Source organism: Bacillus sp. FSL M8-0025, from assembly GCF_037975475.1.
In the GTDB taxonomy this organism is placed as follows: Bacteria; Bacillota; Bacilli; order Bacillales; family Bacillaceae; genus Bacillus; species Bacillus subtilis.
On record NZ_CP150258.1, the window covers coordinates 1 to 20,123 of the forward strand.

A 20,123-nucleotide genomic window follows, 5' to 3' on the forward strand; every position below is an offset into this window, starting at 1 on the left:
ATGGAAAATATATTAGACCTGTGGAACCAAGCCCTTGCTCAAATCGAAAAAAAGTTGAGCAAACCGAGTTTTGAGACTTGGATGAAGTCAACCAAAGCCCACTCACTGCAAGGCGATACATTAACAATCACGGCTCCCAATGAATTTGCCAGAGACTGGCTGGAGTCCAGATACTTGCATCTGATTGCAGATACTATATATGAATTAACCGGGGAAGAATTGAGCATTAAGTTTGTCATTCCTCAAAATCAAGATGTTGAGGACTTTATGCCGAAACCGCAAGTCAAAAAAGCGGTCAAAGAAGATACATCTGATTTTCCTCAAAATATGCTCAATCCAAAATATACTTTTGATACTTTTGTCATCGGATCTGGAAACCGATTTGCACACGCTGCTTCCCTCGCAGTAGCGGAAGCACCCGCGAAAGCTTACAACCCTTTATTTATCTATGGGGGCGTCGGCTTAGGGAAAACGCACTTAATGCATGCGATCGGCCATTATGTAATAGATCATAATCCTTCTGCCAAAGTGGTTTATCTGTCTTCTGAGAAATTTACAAACGAATTCATCAACTCTATCCGAGATAATAAAGCCGTCGACTTCCGCAATCGCTATCGAAATGTTGATGTGCTTTTGATAGATGATATTCAATTTTTAGCGGGGAAAGAACAAACCCAGGAAGAATTTTTCCATACATTTAACACATTGCACGAAGAAAGCAAACAAATCGTCATTTCAAGTGATCGACCGCCAAAGGAAATTCCGACACTTGAGGACAGATTGCGCTCACGTTTTGAATGGGGACTTATTACAGATATCACACCGCCTGATCTAGAAACGAGAATTGCGATTTTAAGAAAAAAAGCCAAAGCAGAAGGCCTCGATATTCCGAACGAGGTTATGCTTTACATCGCGAATCAAATCGACAGCAATATTCGGGAACTCGAAGGAGCATTAATCAGAGTTGTCGCTTATTCATCTTTAATTAATAAAGATATTAATGCTGATCTGGCCGCTGAGGCGTTGAAAGATATTATTCCTTCCTCAAAACCGAAAGTCATTACGATAAAAGAAATTCAGAGGGTAGTAGGCCAGCAATTTAATATTAAACTCGAGGATTTCAAAGCAAAAAAACGGACAAAGTCAGTAGCTTTTCCGCGTCAAATCGCCATGTACTTATCAAGGGAAATGACTGATTCCTCTCTTCCTAAAATCGGTGAAGAGTTTGGAGGACGTGATCATACGACCGTTATTCATGCGCATGAAAAAATTTCAAAACTGCTGGCAGATGATGAACAGCTTCAGCAGCATGTAAAAGAAATTAAAGAACAGCTTAAATAGCAGGACCGGGGATCAATCGGGGAAAGTGTGAATAACTTTTCGGAAGTCATACACAGTCTGTCCACATGTGGATAGGCTGTGTTTCCTGTCTTTTTCACAACTTATCCACAAATCCACAGGCCCTACTATTACTTCTACTATTTTTTATAAATATATATATATTAATACATTATCCGTTAGGAGGATAAAAATGAAATTCACGATTCAAAAAGATCGTCTTGTTGAAAGTGTCCAAGATGTATTAAAAGCAGTTTCATCCAGAACCACGATTCCCATTCTGACTGGTATTAAAATTGTTGCATCAGATGATGGAGTATCCTTTACAGGGAGTGACTCAGATATTTCTATTGAATCCTTCATTCCAAAAGAAGAAGGAGATAAAGAAATTGTCACTATTGAACAGCCCGGAAGCATCGTTTTACAGGCTCGCTTCTTTAGTGAAATTGTAAAAAAATTGCCGATGGCAACTGTAGAAATCGAAGTCCAAAATCAGTATTTGACGATTATCCGTTCTGGTAAAGCTGAATTTAATCTAAACGGACTGGATGCTGATGAGTATCCGCACTTGCCGCAGATTGAAGAGCATCATGCGATTCAGATCCCAACTGATTTGTTAAAAAATCTAATCAGACAAACAGTATTTGCAGTGTCCACCTCAGAAACACGCCCTATCTTGACAGGTGTAAACTGGAAAGTGGAGCAAAGTGAATTATTATGCACTGCAACGGATAGCCACCGTCTTGCATTAAGAAAGGCGAAACTTGATATTCCAGAAGACAGATCTTATAACGTCGTGATTCCGGGAAAAAGTTTAACTGAACTCAGCAAGATTTTAGATGACAACCAAGAACTTGTAGATATCGTCATCACAGAAACCCAAGTTCTGTTTAAAGCGAAAAACGTCTTATTCTTCTCACGGCTTCTGGACGGGAATTATCCAGACACAACCAGCCTGATTCCGCAAGACAGCAAAACAGAAATTATTGTGAACACAAAAGAATTCCTTCAGGCCATTGATCGTGCATCTCTTTTAGCTAGAGAGGGACGCAACAACGTTGTAAAACTGTCCGCAAAACCGGCTGAATCCATTGAAATTTCTTCCAACTCCCCGGAAATCGGTAAAGTTGTGGAAGCAATTGCTGCGGATCAAATTGAAGGTGAGGAATTAAATATCTCTTTTAGTCCAAAATATATGCTGGATGCACTAAAGGTGCTTGAAGGAGCAGAAATACGCGTAAGCTTTACAGGCGCAATGAGACCTTTCTTAATTCGCACGCCGAATGATGAAACGATTGTACAGCTTATCCTCCCTGTCAGAACCTATTAATCCGATACACTGCTGCCGACCCGTCGGCAGCTTTTCTATTCGGTATCTGCTCCGACAAGTTTTCCCTTTCCCTAATTCGTTTTTTTTTAGTACAATTAGATATTAGTGATATTTGAAAGAGGTCGATATAATGGCAAATCCGATTTCAATTGATACAGAGATGATTACACTCGGACAATTCTTAAAATTAGCCGATGTGATTCAGTCTGGCGGTATGGCGAAGTGGTTTTTAAGCGAGCATGAAGTGCTTGTGAACGATGAGCCGGACAACCGCCGGGGCAGAAAGCTGTATGTTGGAGATGTGGTAGAGATTGAAGGATTTGGTTCATTTCAAGTCGTCAATTAAAGCGGGTGACACTGATTGTATATCCAGAACTTAGAACTGACATCTTACCGCAACTACGACCATGCTGAACTTCAATTTGAAAATAAAGTAAATGTGATCATCGGAGAAAACGCCCAGGGGAAGACAAACCTCATGGAGGCGATCTATGTCTTGTCCATGGCGAAATCGCACCGGACATCAAATGACAAAGAACTTATACGGTGGGACAAAGACTATGCTAAAATAGAGGGAAGAGTGATGAAGCAAAACGGGGCGATCCCGATGCAGCTCGTCATCTCCAAAAAGGGTAAAAAGGGCAAGGTCAATCATATTGAACAGCAAAAGCTCAGCCAGTATGTCGGGGCCCTCAACACCATTATGTTCGCGCCGGAAGATTTAAATCTTGTAAAGGGAAGCCCTCAAGTGAGAAGGCGGTTTCTTGACATGGAAATCGGACAGGTTTCTCTCGTCTACCTTCATGATCTTTCTCTTTACCAGAAAATCCTTTCCCAGCGGAATCATTTTTTGAAACAGCTGCAAACAAGAAAACAAACTGACCGGACGATGCTCGATGTTCTGACCGATCAGCTTGTAGAAGTTGCAGCAAAAGTCGTCGTAAAACGCCTGCAGTTTACAGCACAGCTCGAGAAATGGGCGCAGCCCATCCATGCAGGCATCTCAAGAGGGCTTGAAGAACTGACCCTGAAATACCATACAGCTCTTGAGGTATCAGATCCCCTAGATTTGTCGAAAATAGGAGATAGCTATCAAGAAGCGTTTTCTAAATTAAGAGAAAAAGAAATTGAGCGTGGTGTGACGCTGTCAGGGCCTCATCGCGATGATGTTCTTTTCTATGTGAACGGACGCGATGTGCAGACGTATGGTTCTCAAGGACAGCAGCGAACGACGGCGTTGTCCCTTAAGCTGGCGGAGATTGACCTGATCCATGAAGAAATCGGAGAATATCCCATTTTACTATTGGATGATGTACTGAGTGAACTGGATGATTATCGCCAGTCACACTTGCTTCATACGATCCAAGGCCGTGTACAAACGTTTGTCACAACGACAAGCGTTGATGGCATTGATCACGAAACCTTACGTCAAGCAGGAATGTTCCGTGTGCAAAATGGTGCGTTAGTGAAGTGAAGAAATGAGGTGAGCAATTGTATATTCATTTAGGTGATGACTTTGTGGTTTCAACACGAGATATTGTCGGCATTTTTGACTTTAAAGCCAACATGTCGCCTATTGTTGAAGAATTTCTGAAAAAACAGAAACACAAGGTGGTGCCTTCCGTAAACGGCACGCCCAAATCTATCGTAGTCACGGTTCAGAATATATATTACTCTCCCTTATCTTCCAGCACATTAAAAAAACGTGCGCAATTTATGTTTGAAATAGATTCTTAGAAATTTTTTATCACGAATATATCGTTTAGAAAAGTGTAGGTGAATGACGTGGCTATGGAACAGCAGCAAAACAGTTATGATGAAAATCAGATACAGGTACTAGAAGGATTGGAAGCTGTTCGTAAAAGACCGGGGATGTATATCGGTTCGACAAACAGCAAAGGCCTTCACCACCTGGTATGGGAAATTGTCGACAATAGTATTGACGAAGCCCTCGCCGGTTATTGTACGGATATCAATATCCAAATCGAAAAAGACAACAGTATCACGGTTGTAGATAATGGCCGCGGTATTCCAGTCGGTATTCATGAAAAAATGGGCCGTCCTGCGGTAGAAGTCATTATGACGGTACTTCATGCCGGAGGAAAATTTGACGGAAGCGGCTATAAAGTATCCGGAGGATTACACGGTGTAGGTGCGTCTGTCGTAAACGCACTATCAACAGAGCTTGATGTGACGGTTCACCGTGACGGTAAAATTCACCGCCAAACCTATAAACGCGGAGTTCCGGTTACAGACCTTGAAATCATTGGCGAAACGGATCATACAGGAACGACGACACATTTTGTCCCGGACCCTGAAATTTTCTCAGAAACAACCGAGTATGATTACGATCTGCTTGCCAACCGCGTGCGTGAATTAGCCTTTTTAACAAAGGGCGTAAACATCACGATTGAGGATAAACGTGAAGGACAAGAACGCAAAAATGAATACCATTACGAAGGCGGAATTAAAAGTTATGTAGAGTATTTAAACCGCTCTAAAGAGGTTGTCCATGAAGAGCCGATTTACATTGAAGGCGAAAAGGACGGCATTACGGTTGAAGTGGCTTTGCAATATAATGACAGCTACACAAGCAACATTTACTCGTTTACAAACAACATTAACACGTACGAAGGCGGTACCCATGAAGCTGGCTTCAAAACGGGCCTGACTCGTGTTATCAACGATTACGCCAGAAAAAAAGGGCTTATTAAAGAAAATGATCCAAACCTAAGCGGAGATGACGTAAGGGAAGGGCTGACAGCGATTATTTCAATCAAACACCCTGATCCGCAGTTTGAGGGCCAAACGAAAACAAAGCTGGGCAACTCAGAAGCACGGACGATCACCGATACGTTATTTTCTACGGCGATGGAAACATTTATGCTGGAAAATCCAGATGCAGCCAAAAAAATTGTCGATAAAGGCTTAATGGCGGCAAGAGCAAGAATGGCTGCGAAAAAAGCGCGTGAACTAACACGCCGTAAGAGTGCTTTGGAAATTTCAAACTTGCCCGGTAAGTTAGCGGACTGCTCTTCAAAAGATCCGAGCATTTCCGAGTTATATATCGTAGAGGGTGACTCTGCCGGAGGATCTGCTAAACAAGGACGCGACAGACATTTCCAAGCCATTTTGCCGCTTAGAGGTAAAATCCTAAACGTTGAAAAGGCCAGACTGGATAAAATTCTTTCTAACAACGAAGTTCGCTCTATGATCACAGCGCTCGGCACAGGCATCGGGGAAGACTTCAACCTTGAGAAAGCCCGTTACCACAAAGTTGTCATTATGACAGATGCCGATGTTGACGGCGCGCACATCAGAACACTTCTGTTAACGTTCTTTTACAGATATATGCGCCAAATTATCGAAAATGGCTACGTGTACATTGCGCAGCCGCCGCTCTACAAGGTTCAACAGGGGAAACGCGTTGAATATGCGTACAATGACAAGGAGCTTGAAGAGCTGTTAAAAACTCTTCCTCAAACGCCTAAGCCTGGACTGCAGCGTTACAAAGGTCTTGGTGAAATGAATGCCACCCAGCTATGGGAGACAACCATGGATCCTAGCTCCAGAACACTTCTTCAGGTAACTCTTGAAGATGCAATGGATGCGGACGAGACTTTTGAAATGCTTATGGGCGACAAGGTAGAACCGCGCCGAAACTTCATAGAAGCGAATGCGAGATACGTTAAAAATCTTGACATCTAATCATAAAAAGCCTTATTTCCAATAAGAAATAAGGCTTTTTTCTGAACAAGATCAGATGCAGCAATGCTTGCAGTACCTATATATTCTAGCAATTTAATGTGTATAATCATAAGTTTATTGATATAATGGAGAATAGTGAAATCGTATTGAAGGTCATAATGGACAATCTACTCCCACATATTTCATGTGATACTTCAGGGAGGTTTTTTAATGAGTGAACAAAACACACCACAAGTTCGTGAAATAAATATCAGTCAGGAAATGCGTACGTCCTTCTTGGATTATGCAATGAGCGTTATCGTGTCCCGTGCTCTTCCGGATGTTCGAGACGGTTTAAAACCGGTTCATAGACGGATTTTGTATGCAATGAATGATTTAGGCATGACAAGTGACAAGCCTTATAAAAAATCAGCGCGTATCGTTGGAGAAGTTATCGGAAAATACCACCCGCACGGTGATTCAGCGGTATATGAATCCATGGTCAGAATGGCTCAGGATTTCAACTACCGTTATATGCTCGTTGACGGTCACGGAAACTTCGGTTCTGTTGACGGAGACTCAGCGGCGGCCATGCGTTATACAGAAGCAAGAATGTCTAAAATCTCAATGGAGATTCTTCGTGACATCACAAAAGACACAATCGATTACCAGGATAACTATGACGGGTCAGAAAGAGAACCTGTCGTTATGCCTTCAAGGTTCCCGAATCTGCTCGTGAACGGTGCTGCCGGCATTGCGGTAGGTATGGCAACAAACATTCCTCCGCACCAGCTGGGAGAAATCATTGACGGTGTACTTGCTGTCAGTGAGAATCCGGACATTACAATTCCAGAGCTTATGGAAGTCATTCCAGGGCCTGATTTCCCGACCGCGGGTCAAATCTTGGGACGCAGCGGTATCCGGAAAGCATACGAATCAGGCCGAGGCTCTATCACGATCCGGGCAAAAGCTGAGATCGAACAAACATCTTCGGGTAAAGAAAGAATTATCGTTACAGAGTTACCTTACCAAGTAAATAAGGCGAAATTAATTGAGAAAATTGCCGATCTCGTAAGGGACAAAAAGATAGAGGGTATCACAGATCTGCGTGATGAGTCAGATCGTACAGGTATGAGAATTGTCATTGAAATCAGACGCGACGCCAATGCAAATGTCATCTTAAACAATCTGTACAAACAAACTGCTCTACAAACATCTTTTGGCATCAACCTGCTTGCACTTGTTGATGGCCAGCCGAAAGTTTTAACTCTTAAGCAATGCCTAGAGCATTACCTCGACCATCAAAAAGTTGTCATTAGACGCCGTACTGCTTATGAATTGCGTAAAGCGGAAGCGAGAGCTCATATCCTGGAAGGATTGAGAGTTGCACTGGATCATCTCGATGCAGTTATCTCCCTTATCCGTAATTCTCAAACGGCTGAAATTGCGAGAACAGGTTTAATTGAACAATTCTCACTGACAGAGAAGCAAGCACAAGCGATCCTTGATATGAGGCTCCAGCGTTTAACGGGACTGGAACGTGAAAAGATAGAAGAAGAATACCAATCTCTTGTTAAATTAATTGCAGAGCTAAAAGACATCTTGGCAAATGAATATAAAGTGCTTGAGATCATTCGTGAAGAACTCACGGAAATCAAAGAGCGTTTTAACGATGAAAGACGTACTGAGATCGTCACTTCCGGACTGGAGACAATTGAAGATGAAGATCTCATCGAGAGAGAAAATATCGTAGTTACTCTGACGCACAACGGATACGTCAAACGTCTTCCTGCATCAACTTACCGCAGTCAAAAACGGGGCGGAAAAGGTGTACAAGGTATGGGAACAAACGAAGATGATTTCGTTGAACATTTGATCTCTACGTCAACTCATGACACGATTCTCTTCTTCTCGAACAAGGGGAAAGTGTATCGTGCAAAAGGGTATGAAATCCCTGAATACGGCAGAACGGCAAAAGGAATCCCGATTATTAACCTGCTGGAGGTAGAAAAGGGTGAGTGGATCAACGCGATTATTCCAGTCACGGAATTCAATGCGGAGCTTTACCTTTTCTTCACTACAAAGCATGGGGTTTCAAAACGAACATCGCTATCTCAATTCGCTAATATCCGCAACAATGGTCTAATCGCTCTGGGTCTTCGTGAAGATGATGAACTGATGGGTGTACGTCTGACTGACGGCACAAAACAAATCATCATTGGAACGAAAAACGGTTTACTGATCCGTTTCCCTGAAACAGATGTCCGGGAGATGGGAAGAACTGCGGCGGGCGTAAAAGGCATCACCCTGACGGATGACGACGTTGTTGTCGGCATGGAAATTTTAGAGGAAGAATCACACGTCCTTATCGTAACTGAAAAAGGGTACGGAAAACGAACTCCGGCTGAAGAGTACAGAACCCAAAGCCGGGGCGGAAAAGGACTCAAAACAGCGAAAATCACCGAGAACAACGGTCAACTAGTAGCAGTGAAAGCTACTAAAGGTGAAGAGGATCTAATGATTATTACAGCTAGCGGCGTACTCATCAGAATGGACATCAATGATATCTCCATCACCGGACGTGTCACTCAAGGTGTGCGTCTCATCAGAATGGCAGAAGAAGAGCATGTTGCTACAGTAGCTTTAGTAGAGAAAAACGAAGAAGATGAGAATGAAGAAGAACAAGAAGAAGTGTGAGAAAAAGCGCAGCTGAAATAGCTGCGCTTTTTTGTGTCATAACCCTTTACAGTCATAAAAATTATGGTATAATCATTTCTGTTGTCTTTTAAAAGACACAAACATGACCATTATGACTAGTAAAAACTTTTTCAAAAAAGTATTGACCTATTTAACTGAAAATGTTATTATTAAGTAGTCGCTTCGAGAGAAGCGCACAAAGTTCTTTGAAAACTAAACAAGACAAAACGTACCTGTTAATTCAGTTTTTAAAAATCGCACAGCGATGTGCGTAGTCAGTCAAACTACTTTATCGGAGAGTTTGATCCTGGCTCAGGACGAACGCTGGCGGCGTGCCTAATACATGCAAGTCGAGCGGACAGATGGGAGCTTGCTCCCTGATGTTAGCGGCGGACGGGTGAGTAACACGTGGGTAACCTGCCTGTAAGACTGGGATAACTCCGGGAAACCGGGGCTAATACCGGATGGTTGTTTGAACCGCATGGTTCAAACATAAAAGGTGGCTTCGGCTACCACTTACAGATGGACCCGCGGCGCATTAGCTAGTTGGTGAGGTAATGGCTCACCAAGGCAACGATGCGTAGCCGACCTGAGAGGGTGATCGGCCACACTGGGACTGAGACACGGCCCAGACTCCTACGGGAGGCAGCAGTAGGGAATCTTCCGCAATGGACGAAAGTCTGACGGAGCAACGCCGCGTGAGTGATGAAGGTTTTCGGATCGTAAAGCTCTGTTGTTAGGGAAGAACAAGTACCGTTCGAATAGGGCGGTACCTTGACGGTACCTAACCAGAAAGCCACGGCTAACTACGTGCCAGCAGCCGCGGTAATACGTAGGTGGCAAGCGTTGTCCGGAATTATTGGGCGTAAAGGGCTCGCAGGCGGTTTCTTAAGTCTGATGTGAAAGCCCCCGGCTCAACCGGGGAGGGTCATTGGAAACTGGGGAACTTGAGTGCAGAAGAGGAGAGTGGAATTCCACGTGTAGCGGTGAAATGCGTAGAGATGTGGAGGAACACCAGTGGCGAAGGCGACTCTCTGGTCTGTAACTGACGCTGAGGAGCGAAAGCGTGGGGAGCGAACAGGATTAGATACCCTGGTAGTCCACGCCGTAAACGATGAGTGCTAAGTGTTAGGGGGTTTCCGCCCCTTAGTGCTGCAGCTAACGCATTAAGCACTCCGCCTGGGGAGTACGGTCGCAAGACTGAAACTCAAAGGAATTGACGGGGGCCCGCACAAGCGGTGGAGCATGTGGTTTAATTCGAAGCAACGCGAAGAACCTTACCAGGTCTTGACATCCTCTGACAATCCTAGAGATAGGACGTCCCCTTCGGGGGCAGAGTGACAGGTGGTGCATGGTTGTCGTCAGCTCGTGTCGTGAGATGTTGGGTTAAGTCCCGCAACGAGCGCAACCCTTGATCTTAGTTGCCAGCATTCAGTTGGGCACTCTAAGGTGACTGCCGGTGACAAACCGGAGGAAGGTGGGGATGACGTCAAATCATCATGCCCCTTATGACCTGGGCTACACACGTGCTACAATGGACAGAACAAAGGGCAGCGAAACCGCGAGGTTAAGCCAATCCCACAAATCTGTTCTCAGTTCGGATCGCAGTCTGCAACTCGACTGCGTGAAGCTGGAATCGCTAGTAATCGCGGATCAGCATGCCGCGGTGAATACGTTCCCGGGCCTTGTACACACCGCCCGTCACACCACGAGAGTTTGTAACACCCGAAGTCGGTGAGGTAACCTTTTAGGAGCCAGCCGCCGAAGGTGGGACAGATGATTGGGGTGAAGTCGTAACAAGGTAGCCGTATCGGAAGGTGCGGCTGGATCACCTCCTTTCTAAGGATATTATACGGAATATAAGACCTTGGGTCTTATAAACAGAACGTTCCCTGTCTTGTTTAGTTTTGAAGGAACTTTGTTCCTTGAATAAGTTAAGATGGGCCTGTAGCTCAGCTGGTTAGAGCGCACGCCTGATAAGCGTGAGGTCGGTGGTTCGAGTCCACTCAGGCCCACCATCTTATATAACGGGGCCTTAGCTCAGCTGGGAGAGCGCCTGCTTTGCACGCAGGAGGTCAGCGGTTCGATCCCGCTAGGCTCCACCAACGTGTTCTTTGAAAACTAGATAACAGTAGACATCACATTCAATTAGTAATACAAGATATCACATAGTGATTCTTTTTAACGGTTAAGTTAGAAAGGGCGCACGGTGGATGCCTTGGCACTAGGAGCCGATGAAGGACGGGACGAACACCGATATGCTTCGGGGAGCTGTAAGCAAGCTTTGATCCGGAGATTTCCGAATGGGGAAACCCACCACTCGTAATGGAGTGGTATCCATATCTGAATTCATAGGATATGAGAAGGCAGACCCGGGGAACTGAAACATCTAAGTACCCGGAGGAAGAGAAAGCAAATGCGATTCCCTGAGTAGCGGCGAGCGAAACGGGATCAGCCCAAACCAAGAGGCTTGCCTCTTGGGGTTGTAGGACACTCTGTACGGAGTTACAAAGGAACGAGGTAGATGAAGAGGTCTGGAAAGGCCCGCCATAGGAGGTAACAGCCCTGTAGTCAAAACTTCGTTCTCTCCTGAGTGGATCCTGAGTACGGCGGAACACGTGAAATTCCGTCGGAATCCGGGAGGACCATCTCCCAAGGCTAAATACTCCCTAGTGACCGATAGTGAACCAGTACCGTGAGGGAAAGGTGAAAAGCACCCCGGAAGGGGAGTGAAAGAGATCCTGAAACCGTGTGCCTACAAGTAGTCAGAGCCCGTTAACGGGTGATGGCGTGCCTTTTGTAGAATGAACCGGCGAGTTACGATCCCGTGCAAGGTTAAGCAGAAGATGCGGAGCCGCAGCGAAAGCGAGTCTGAATAGGGCGCATGAGTACGTGGTCGTAGACCCGAAACCAGGTGATCTACCCATGTCCAGGGTGAAGTTCAGGTAACACTGAATGGAGGCCCGAACCCACGCACGTTGAAAAGTGCGGGGATGAGGTGTGGGTAGGGGTGAAATGCCAATCGAACCTGGAGATAGCTGGTTCTCTCCGAAATAGCTTTAGGGCTAGCCTCAAGGTAAGAGTCTTGGAGGTAGAGCACTGATTGGACTAGGGGCCCCTACCGGGTTACCGAATTCAGTCAAACTCCGAATGCCAATGACTTATCCTTGGGAGTCAGACTGCGAGTGATAAGATCCGTAGTCGAAAGGGAAACAGCCCAGACCGCCAGCTAAGGTCCCAAAGTATACGTTAAGTGGAAAAGGATGTGGAGTTGCTTAGACAACCAGGATGTTGGCTTAGAAGCAGCCACCATTTAAAGAGTGCGTAATAGCTCACTGGTCGAGTGACTCTGCGCCGAAAATGTACCGGGGCTAAACGTATCACCGAAGCTGCGGACTGTTCTTCGAACAGTGGTAGGAGAGCGTTCTAAGGGCTGTGAAGCCAGACCGGAAGGACTGGTGGAGCGCTTAGAAGTGAGAATGCCGGTATGAGTAGCGAAAGAGGGGTGAGAATCCCCTCCACCGAATGCCTAAGGTTTCCTGAGGAAGGCTCGTCCGCTCAGGGTTAGTCGGGACCTAAGCCGAGGCCGAAAGGCGTAGGCGATGGACAACAGGTTGATATTCCTGTACCACCTCCTCACCATTTGAGCAATGGGGGGACGCAGGAGGATAGGGTAAGCGCGGTATTGGATATCCGCGTCCAAGCAGTTAGGCTGGGAAATAGGCAAATCCGTTTCCCATAAGGCTGAGCTGTGATGGCGAGCGAAATATAGTAGCGAAGTTCCTGATTCCACACTGCCAAGAAAAGCCTCTAGCGAGGTGAGAGGTGCCCGTACCGCAAACCGACACAGGTAGGCGAGGAGAGAATCCTAAGGTGATCGAGAGAACTCTCGTTAAGGAACTCGGCAAAATGACCCCGTAACTTCGGGAGAAGGGGTGCTCTGTTAGGGTGCAAGCCCGAGAGAGCCGCAGTGAATAGGCCCAGGCGACTGTTTAGCAAAAACACAGGTCTCTGCGAAGCCGTAAGGCGAAGTATAGGGGCTGACGCCTGCCCGGTGCTGGAAGGTTAAGAGGAGCGCTTAGCGTAAGCGAAGGTGCGAATTGAAGCCCCAGTAAACGGCGGCCGTAACTATAACGGTCCTAAGGTAGCGAAATTCCTTGTCGGGTAAGTTCCGACCCGCACGAAAGGCGCAACGATCTGGGCACTGTCTCAACGAGAGACTCGGTGAAATTATAGTACCTGTGAAGATGCAGGTTACCCGCGACAGGACGGAAAGACCCCGTGGAGCTTTACTGCAGCCTGATATTGAATGTTGGTACAGCTTGTACAGGATAGGTAGGAGCCTTGGAAACCGGAGCGCCAGCTTCGGTGGAGGCATCGGTGGGATACTACCCTGGCTGTATTGACCTTCTAACCCGCCGCCCTTATCGGGCGGGGAGACAGTGTCAGGTGGGCAGTTTGACTGGGGCGGTCGCCTCCTAAAAGGTAACGGAGGCGCCCAAAGGTTCCCTCAGAATGGTTGGAAATCATTCGCAGAGTGTAAAGGCACAAGGGAGCTTGACTGCGAGACCTACAAGTCGAGCAGGGACGAAAGTCGGGCTTAGTGATCCGGTGGTTCCGCATGGAAGGGCCATCGCTCAACGGATAAAAGCTACCCCGGGGATAACAGGCTTATCTCCCCCAAGAGTCCACATCGACGGGGAGGTTTGGCACCTCGATGTCGGCTCATCGCATCCTGGGGCTGTAGTCGGTCCCAAGGGTTGGGCTGTTCGCCCATTAAAGCGGTACGCGAGCTGGGTTCAGAACGTCGTGAGACAGTTCGGTCCCTATCCGTCGCGGGCGCAGGAAATTTGAGAGGAGCTGTCCTTAGTACGAGAGGACCGGGATGGACGCACCGCTGGTGTACCAGTTGTTCTGCCAAGGGCATCGCTGGGTAGCTATGTGCGGACGGGATAAGTGCTGAAAGCATCTAAGCATGAAGCCCCCCTCAAGATGAGATTTCCCATTCCGCAAGGAAGTAAGATCCCTGAAAGATGATCAGGTTGATAGGTCTGAGGTGGAAGTGTGGCGACACATGGAGCTGACAGATACTAATCGATCGAGGACTTAACCATATTTTTGAATGATGTCACACCTGTTATCTAGTTTTGAGAGAACACTCTCAATTTGTTTGGTGGCGATAGCGAAGAGGTCACACCCGTTCCCATACCGAACACGGAAGTTAAGCTCTTCAGCGCCGATGGTAGTCGGGGGTTTCCCCCTGTGAGAGTAGGACGCCGCCAAGCAAGCTTAAACCCAGCTCATTGAGCTGGGTTTTTTGTTTGTTAAAAATGAAGAAGAAACTGTGAAGCGTATTTAGGGAATTTATTTTCTGATACTAATAAAAACTGCTGAATTAACACGTAGTCATCACTTATATGCTGTGTTAATAACTCATACCACCATTCTGTTTCATACCTTGCAATCATCCCAACGTTGTACAAAATCAAATAATGAATTGTCATTTCGGGAAGCCTCAGAAATTGCTCCCTTTGAGAAGGGATATAATATTGGTTCTTTTCCATGTCAAACAATAAGCTGGTCGATGTCCATGGCTCCTTGTCTTGTGGTGAAATTTCGAACAGCAGCCCGTGTTCATTTTTTTTTGTAAAAGACCATTGATAATGATGGGACATGTATTCAGCAAACCTTGAATCAGACATTTTGTAATTGATTACTACTTCCTCCGGTACAAAAATTTCGTTCTTATCCTTCTCAACTTTTGTCATAAATCTTTCTTTCTGCTGAAAGTAGAAAATATCGCTAAGTTCTGGAATGGCCATTAATAATTTTTTCATGGTATACCGTTCATCTACTATATCCGATTGTCCGAATAAATGTTTCATAAAATGTACGCATAGGCCATTCCGTTGTATTTTCACTTCATCGTCGCTAAAACAATAATTTTGTTTCTTTCGTTTTCTTGTTGTTACGCCATGTGCCAGTACTGATGTATGGCTTGGATAATGAGGATCACGTGTAATTAAGCATGCTTTGATAAGCTGTGCCATTCCATAAAATAAAAGAATCGGTTTGATTTCTAAGGGAGAATATGCGGCTTGTTTATAAAACGATTCGGCATGCTTTAAGAAATAAATAAACCGTTCACTGTTTTTAAAAGAGTTTTTTTTCGCATCGTTAATACCGTTTAAGATATAAACCTTTTCTAGAAATTTCTGGGTTGATTCAACGGAGTAAAATAGCGCTAAGTCTTTCCACTCATGATATGTCATGTATATTTCTTAATCCTTTCCGTTATCTAAATATTTCAACTCTTTCCCGCTTCCTTGACATGCTCTTGGCTAGTTGATAATCTACATATAATATTTTGCCGAAAAGAGGGGGATTTACTAATGTGGGAAAGTAAATTTTCAAAAGAAGGCTTAACGTTCGACGATGTGCTGCTTGTACCAGCAAAGTCTGAGGTACTTCCGCGTGATGTGGATTTATCTGTAGAACTTACAAAAACGTTAAAGCTAAATATTCCTGTCATCAGCGCAGGTATGGACACTGTAACAGAATCAGCAATGGCAATTGCAATGGCAAGACAGGGCGGCTTGGGCATCATTCACAAAAATATGTCCATTGAACAGCAGGCTGAACAAGTTGATAAAGTAAAGCGTTCTGAGCGCGGCGTTATCACAAATCCCTTCTTTTTAACTCCTGATCACCAAGTATTTGATGCGGAGCATTTGATGGGGAAATACAGAATTTCCGGTGTTCCGATTGTAAATAACGAAGAAGACCAGAAGCTTGTTGGAATTATAACAAACCGTGACCTTCGTTTTATTTCTGACTACTCAATGAAAATCAGCGACGTCATGACGAAAGAAGAGCTAGTTACTGCATCTGTAGGAACTACTCTGGATGAAGCTGAAAAGATTTTGCAGAAACATAAAATTGAAAAGCTTCCTCTCGTAGATGACCAGAATAAATTAAAAGGTCTTATCACAATTAAAGACATTGAAAAAGTCATTGAGTTCCCGAACTCATCTAAAGACATTCACGGCCGCCTGATCGTTGGCGCGGCAGTTGGTGTAACTGGCGATACAATGACTCGCGTCAAAAAGCTTGTTGAAGCCAATGTTGATGTGATTGTTATCGATACAGCTCACGGACACTCTCAAGGCGTTTTAAACACAGTCACAAAAATCCGTGAAACGTATCCCGAATTAAACATTATTGCTGGAAACGTGGCAACAGCTGAAGCGACAAGAGCGCTTATCGAAGCTGGAGCAGACGTTGTCAAAGTTGGAATAGGGCCTGGTTCAATTTGTACTACACGTGTTGTAGCCGGCGTGGGTGTTCCGCAAATTACAGCAATTTATGATTGTGCGACTGAAGCAAGAAAACACGGCAAAACAATCATCGCCGACGGTGGGATTAAATTCTCTGGCGATATCACTAAAGCATTGGCAGCCGGCGGACATGCTGTTATGCTCGGAAGCTTGCTTGCAGGCACATCAGAAAGCCCTGGTGAAACTGAAATCTACCAAGGCAGAAGATTTAAGGTATACCGCGGCATGGGATCAGTTGCTGCAATGGAAAAAGGAAGTAAAGACCGTTACTTCCAAGAAGAAAACAAAAAATTTGTTCCTGAAGGAATTGAAGGACGCACACCTTACAAAGGACCAGTTGAAGAAACCGTTTATCAGCTAGTCGGAGGCCTTCGTTCTGGTATGGGGTATTGCGGGTCCAAAGATCTGCGTGCGCTAAGAGAAGAAGCTCAGTTCATTCGCATGACAGGCGCAGGACTTCGCGAAAGCCATCCGCATGACGTACAGATTACAAAAGAATCACCTAACTATACAATTTCATAATAAATTGTTACAAATTAAAAACATTTGACAGGGTCTCTGACTCTGTCTATTTTTTTTATACTGATTATGATAAAATTTATACTGTTGTGCATTGAAAATGTCCTTAACGGCTTAATTATAGATGAAGAAAATGAAATACGGAGGTCGTACGATTGAACATCAAGAAATGTAAACAGCTACTGATGTCATTGGTTGTGTTAACTCTAGCTGTCACGTGTCTGGCTCCAATGTCAAAAGCAAAAGCAGCCAGCGATCCAATTGATATCAATGCATCTGCTGCTATTATGATCGAAGCTTCTTCAGGTAAAATTCTTTACAGTAAAAATGCAGATAAGAGACTGCCAATTGCGAGTATGACAAAAATGATGACAGAGTATCTGTTATTGGAAGCAATTGATCAAGGTAAAGTGAAATGGGACCAAACCTATACGCCTGATGACTATGTGTATGAAATTTCCCAAGATAACAGCTTATCAAACGTTCCTCTTCGGAAAGACGGGAAATACACAGTAAAAGAATTATATCAAGCTACAGCAATTTATTCTGCAAATGCTGCTGCTATTGCGATTGCAGAAATCGTTGCCGGTTCTGAAACTAAGTTTGTTGAAAAAATGAATGCAAAAGCAAAAGAACTAGGCTTAACAGATTACAAATTTGTTAACGCAACAGGTCTTGAAAACAAAGATCTTCACGGGCATCAGCCTGAGGGGACAAGCGTAAATGAAGAAAGTGAAGTTTCTGCAAAGGATATGGCGATTCTTGCGGATCACTTGATTACTGATTACCCTGAGATACTGGAGACTTCCAGTATCGCCAAAACGAAATTCAGAGAAGGCACCGATGATGAAATGGACATGCCGAACTGGAATTTTATGCTGAAGGGGCTTGTCAGCGAGTATAAAAAAGCGACTGTAGACGGACTGAAAACAGGTTCTACTGACTCTGCGGGTTCATGCTTTACAGGAACAGCTGAACGTAACGGTATGCGTGTCATCACTGTTGTATTAAACGCAAAGGGCAACCTTCATACAGGCCGTTTCGATGAAACGAAAAAAATGTTTGATTATGCTTTCGACAATTTCTCCATGAAAGAAATTTATGCTGAAGGCGATCAAGTAAAAGGCCATAAAACAATTTCAGTTGATAAGGGTAAAGAGAAAGAAGTAGGCATTGTGACAAACAAGGCGTTCTCTCTTCCTGTCAAAAATGGTGAAGAAAAGAATTACAAAGCGAAGGTCACACTGAATAAAGACAACTTAACTGCTCCTGTGAAAAAAGGAACCAAGGTTGGGAAGCTGACTGCGGAATACACAGGTGATGAAAAGGATTACGGATTCCTTAACAGCGATCTGGCTGGCGTAGACCTTGTTACAAAAGAAAATGTAGAAAAAGCAAACTGGTTTGTTTTGACAATGCGCAGTATCGGCGGATTTTTTGCCGGAATTTGGGGAAGCATTGTTGATACGGTAACCGGCTGGTTTTAATCAATTGAAAGAGCTCTGATGGATGTTAGGGCTCTTTCGCGTAATATACTGAAAAAACCCAATTTTTAATAAAAAATGATTTTCAAAGCGCTAAAAACCGAATAAAATAGTATATATCCATATGAATTATTGGATTTCTAAGATACAATAAGAATTAGAAATCATATAACTATACCTTGATTAGGGGGACCAAGAAATGGCTCAAACAGGTACTGAACGTGTAAAACGCGGAATGGCAGAAATGCAAAAAGGCGGCGTCATCATGGACGTCATCAATGCGGAACAAGCGAAAATCGCTGAAGAAGCTGGAGCTGTCGCTGTAATGGCGCTAGAACGTGTGCCAGCAGATATTCGCGCGGCTGGAGGAGTTGCCCGTATGGCTGACCCTACAATCGTGGAAGAAGTAATGAATGCAGTATCTATCCCGGTAATGGCAAAAGCGCGTATCGGACATATTGTTGAAGCGCGTGTGCTTGAAGCTATGGGTGTTGACTATATTGATGAAAGTGAAGTTCTGACGCCGGCTGACGAAGAATTTCATTTAAATAAAAATGAATATACAGTTCCTTTTGTCTGTGGCTGCCGTGATCTTGGTGAAGCAACACGCCGTATTGCGGAAGGTGCTTCTATGCTTCGCACAAAAGGTGAGCCTGGAACAGGTAATATTGTTGAGGCTGTTCGCCATATGCGCAAAGTTAACGCTCAAGTGCGCAAAGTAGTTGCGATGAGTGAGGATGAGCTAATGACAGAAGCGAAAAACCTAGGTGCTCCTTACGAGCTTCTTCTTCAAATTAAAAAAGACGGCAAGCTTCCTGTCGTTAACTTTGCCGCTGGCGGCGTAGCAACTCCAGCTGATGCTGCTCTCATGATGCAGCTCGGTGCTGACGGAGTATTTGTTGGTTCTGGTATTTTCAAATCAGACAACCCTGCTAAATTTGCGAAAGCAATTGTGGAAGCAACAACTCACTTTACTGATTACAAATTGATCGCTGAGCTATCAAAAGAGCTTGGTACTGCAATGAAAGGGATTGAAATCTCAAACTTACTTCCAGAACAGCGTATGCAAGAACGCGGCTGGTAAGAACATAGGAGCGCTGCTGACATGTTAACAATAGGTGTACTAGGACTTCAAGGAGCAGTTAGAGAGCACATCCATGCGATTGAAGCATGCGGCGCGGCTGGTCTTGTCGTAAAACGTCCGGAGCAGCTGAACGAAGTTGACGGGTTGATTTTGCCGGGCGGTGAGAGCACGACGATGCGCCGTTTGATCGATACGTATCAATTCATGGAGCCGCTTCGTGAATTCGCTGCTCAGGGCAAACCGATGTTTGGAACATGTGCCGGATTAATTATATTAGCAAAAGAAATTGCCGGTTCAGATAATCCTCATTTAGGTCTTCTGAATGTGGTTGTAGAACGTAATTCATTTGGCCGGCAGGTTGACAGCTTTGAAGCTGATTTAACAATTAAAGGCTTGGACGAGCCTTTTACAGGGGTATTCATCCGTGCTCCGCATATTTTAGAAGCTGGTGAAAATGTTGAAGTTCTATCGGAGCATAATGGTCGTATTGTAGCCGCGAAACAGGGGCAATTCCTTGGCTGCTCATTCCATCCGGAGCTGACAGAAGATCACCGAGTAACACAGCTGTTTGTTGAAATGGTTAAGGAATACAAGCAAAAGGCACTTGTATAAAACAGTTGAAAGCTGTGGAAACTTATAGTACATTA

12 protein-coding genes, 2 tRNA genes and 3 rRNA genes are annotated in these 20,123 nt (G+C 44.7%); 16 read left to right on the forward strand and 1 reads right to left on the reverse strand.

Translation table 11 applies throughout. The features are described 5' to 3' along the window. The 12 genes from dnaA (at position 1) to rrf (ending at position 14,337) form a co-directional block, all read left to right on the forward strand. A complete protein-coding gene (gene dnaA / locus MKX38_RS00005) occupies positions 1-1,341 on the forward strand; it encodes a chromosomal replication initiator protein DnaA (protein WP_003242674.1) in 1,341 nt (446 codons plus the stop codon). Positions 1,342-1,531: 190 nt separating this feature from the next. After that, positions 1,532-2,668, forward strand: a complete 1,137-nt coding sequence (gene dnaN / locus MKX38_RS00010) for a DNA polymerase III subunit beta (protein ID WP_003226811.1) — start codon at positions 1,532-1,534, stop codon at positions 2,666-2,668. Between the two features lie 130 nt (positions 2,669-2,798). Then, a complete protein-coding gene (gene rlbA, locus MKX38_RS00015) occupies positions 2,799-3,014 on the forward strand; it encodes a ribosome maturation protein RlbA (RefSeq protein WP_003226810.1) in 216 nt (71 codons plus the stop codon). 15 nt (positions 3,015-3,029) lie between these two features. Then, complete coding sequence (recF, locus tag MKX38_RS00020) at positions 3,030-4,142, forward strand: DNA replication/repair protein RecF (RefSeq protein WP_043858426.1); 1,113 nt, start codon at positions 3,030-3,032, stop codon at positions 4,140-4,142. Between the two features lie 17 nt (positions 4,143-4,159). Continuing rightward, positions 4,160-4,405, forward strand: coding sequence for an extracellular matrix regulator RemB (gene remB / locus MKX38_RS00025; RefSeq protein WP_003219266.1), 246 nt, complete (start codon positions 4,160-4,162; stop codon positions 4,403-4,405). Between the two features lie 54 nt (positions 4,406-4,459). Then, entirely contained in the window at positions 4,460-6,376 is a 1,917-nt protein-coding gene (gene gyrB / locus MKX38_RS00030) for a DNA topoisomerase (ATP-hydrolyzing) subunit B (protein ID WP_003226808.1), read from the forward strand. Between the two features lie 210 nt (positions 6,377-6,586). Continuing rightward, positions 6,587-9,052 carry a DNA topoisomerase (ATP-hydrolyzing) subunit A gene (gyrA, locus tag MKX38_RS00035; protein ID WP_014475555.1) on the forward strand — a complete coding sequence of 822 codons (2,466 nt, stop codon included), beginning with the start codon at positions 6,587-6,589 and terminating at the stop codon, positions 9,050-9,052. A 289-nt stretch (positions 9,053-9,341) separates the two neighbouring features. Further along, positions 9,342-10,891 (forward strand): 16S ribosomal RNA (locus MKX38_RS00040). Positions 10,892-10,993: 102 nt separating this feature from the next. Further along, positions 10,994-11,070, forward strand: a tRNA-Ile gene (locus tag MKX38_RS00045). Positions 11,071-11,081: 11 nt separating this feature from the next. After that, positions 11,082-11,157 (forward strand) — tRNA-Ala (locus MKX38_RS00050). A gap of 81 nt (positions 11,158-11,238) precedes the next feature. Then, positions 11,239-14,166 (forward strand): 23S ribosomal RNA (locus MKX38_RS00055). A 55-nt stretch (positions 14,167-14,221) separates the two neighbouring features. Beyond that, a 5S ribosomal RNA gene (gene rrf, locus MKX38_RS00060) occupies positions 14,222-14,337 on the forward strand. Together the 16S, 23S and 5S rRNA genes with 2 tRNA genes alongside form the textbook arrangement of a ribosomal RNA operon. Before the next feature lie 39 nt (positions 14,338-14,376). Here rrf and MKX38_RS00065 read toward each other — a convergent pair. Beyond that, complete coding sequence (locus MKX38_RS00065) at positions 14,377-15,324, reverse strand: YaaC family protein (RefSeq protein ID WP_339188269.1); 948 nt, start codon at positions 15,322-15,324, stop codon at positions 14,377-14,379. Positions 15,325-15,444: 120 nt separating this feature from the next. Between MKX38_RS00065 and guaB the strand changes: the two genes are divergently transcribed. From guaB to pdxT, 4 genes are all read left to right on the forward strand, one after another. Continuing rightward, positions 15,445-16,911 carry an IMP dehydrogenase gene (gene guaB / locus MKX38_RS00070; protein ID WP_003226803.1) on the forward strand — a complete coding sequence of 489 codons (1,467 nt, stop codon included), beginning with the start codon at positions 15,445-15,447 and terminating at the stop codon, positions 16,909-16,911. A gap of 152 nt (positions 16,912-17,063) precedes the next feature. After that, positions 17,064-18,395, forward strand: coding sequence for a D-alanyl-D-alanine carboxypeptidase (gene dacA, locus MKX38_RS00075; protein WP_015482683.1), 1,332 nt, complete (start codon positions 17,064-17,066; stop codon positions 18,393-18,395). Positions 18,396-18,591: 196 nt separating this feature from the next. Beyond that, positions 18,592-19,476 carry a pyridoxal 5'-phosphate synthase lyase subunit PdxS gene (gene pdxS, locus MKX38_RS00080; protein WP_003247145.1) on the forward strand — a complete coding sequence of 295 codons (885 nt, stop codon included), beginning with the start codon at positions 18,592-18,594 and terminating at the stop codon, positions 19,474-19,476. Between the two features lie 21 nt (positions 19,477-19,497). After that, a complete protein-coding gene (pdxT, locus tag MKX38_RS00085) occupies positions 19,498-20,088 on the forward strand; it encodes a pyridoxal 5'-phosphate synthase glutaminase subunit PdxT (protein WP_120027691.1) in 591 nt (196 codons plus the stop codon). The last annotated feature ends 35 nt before the right edge of the window (positions 20,089-20,123 follow it).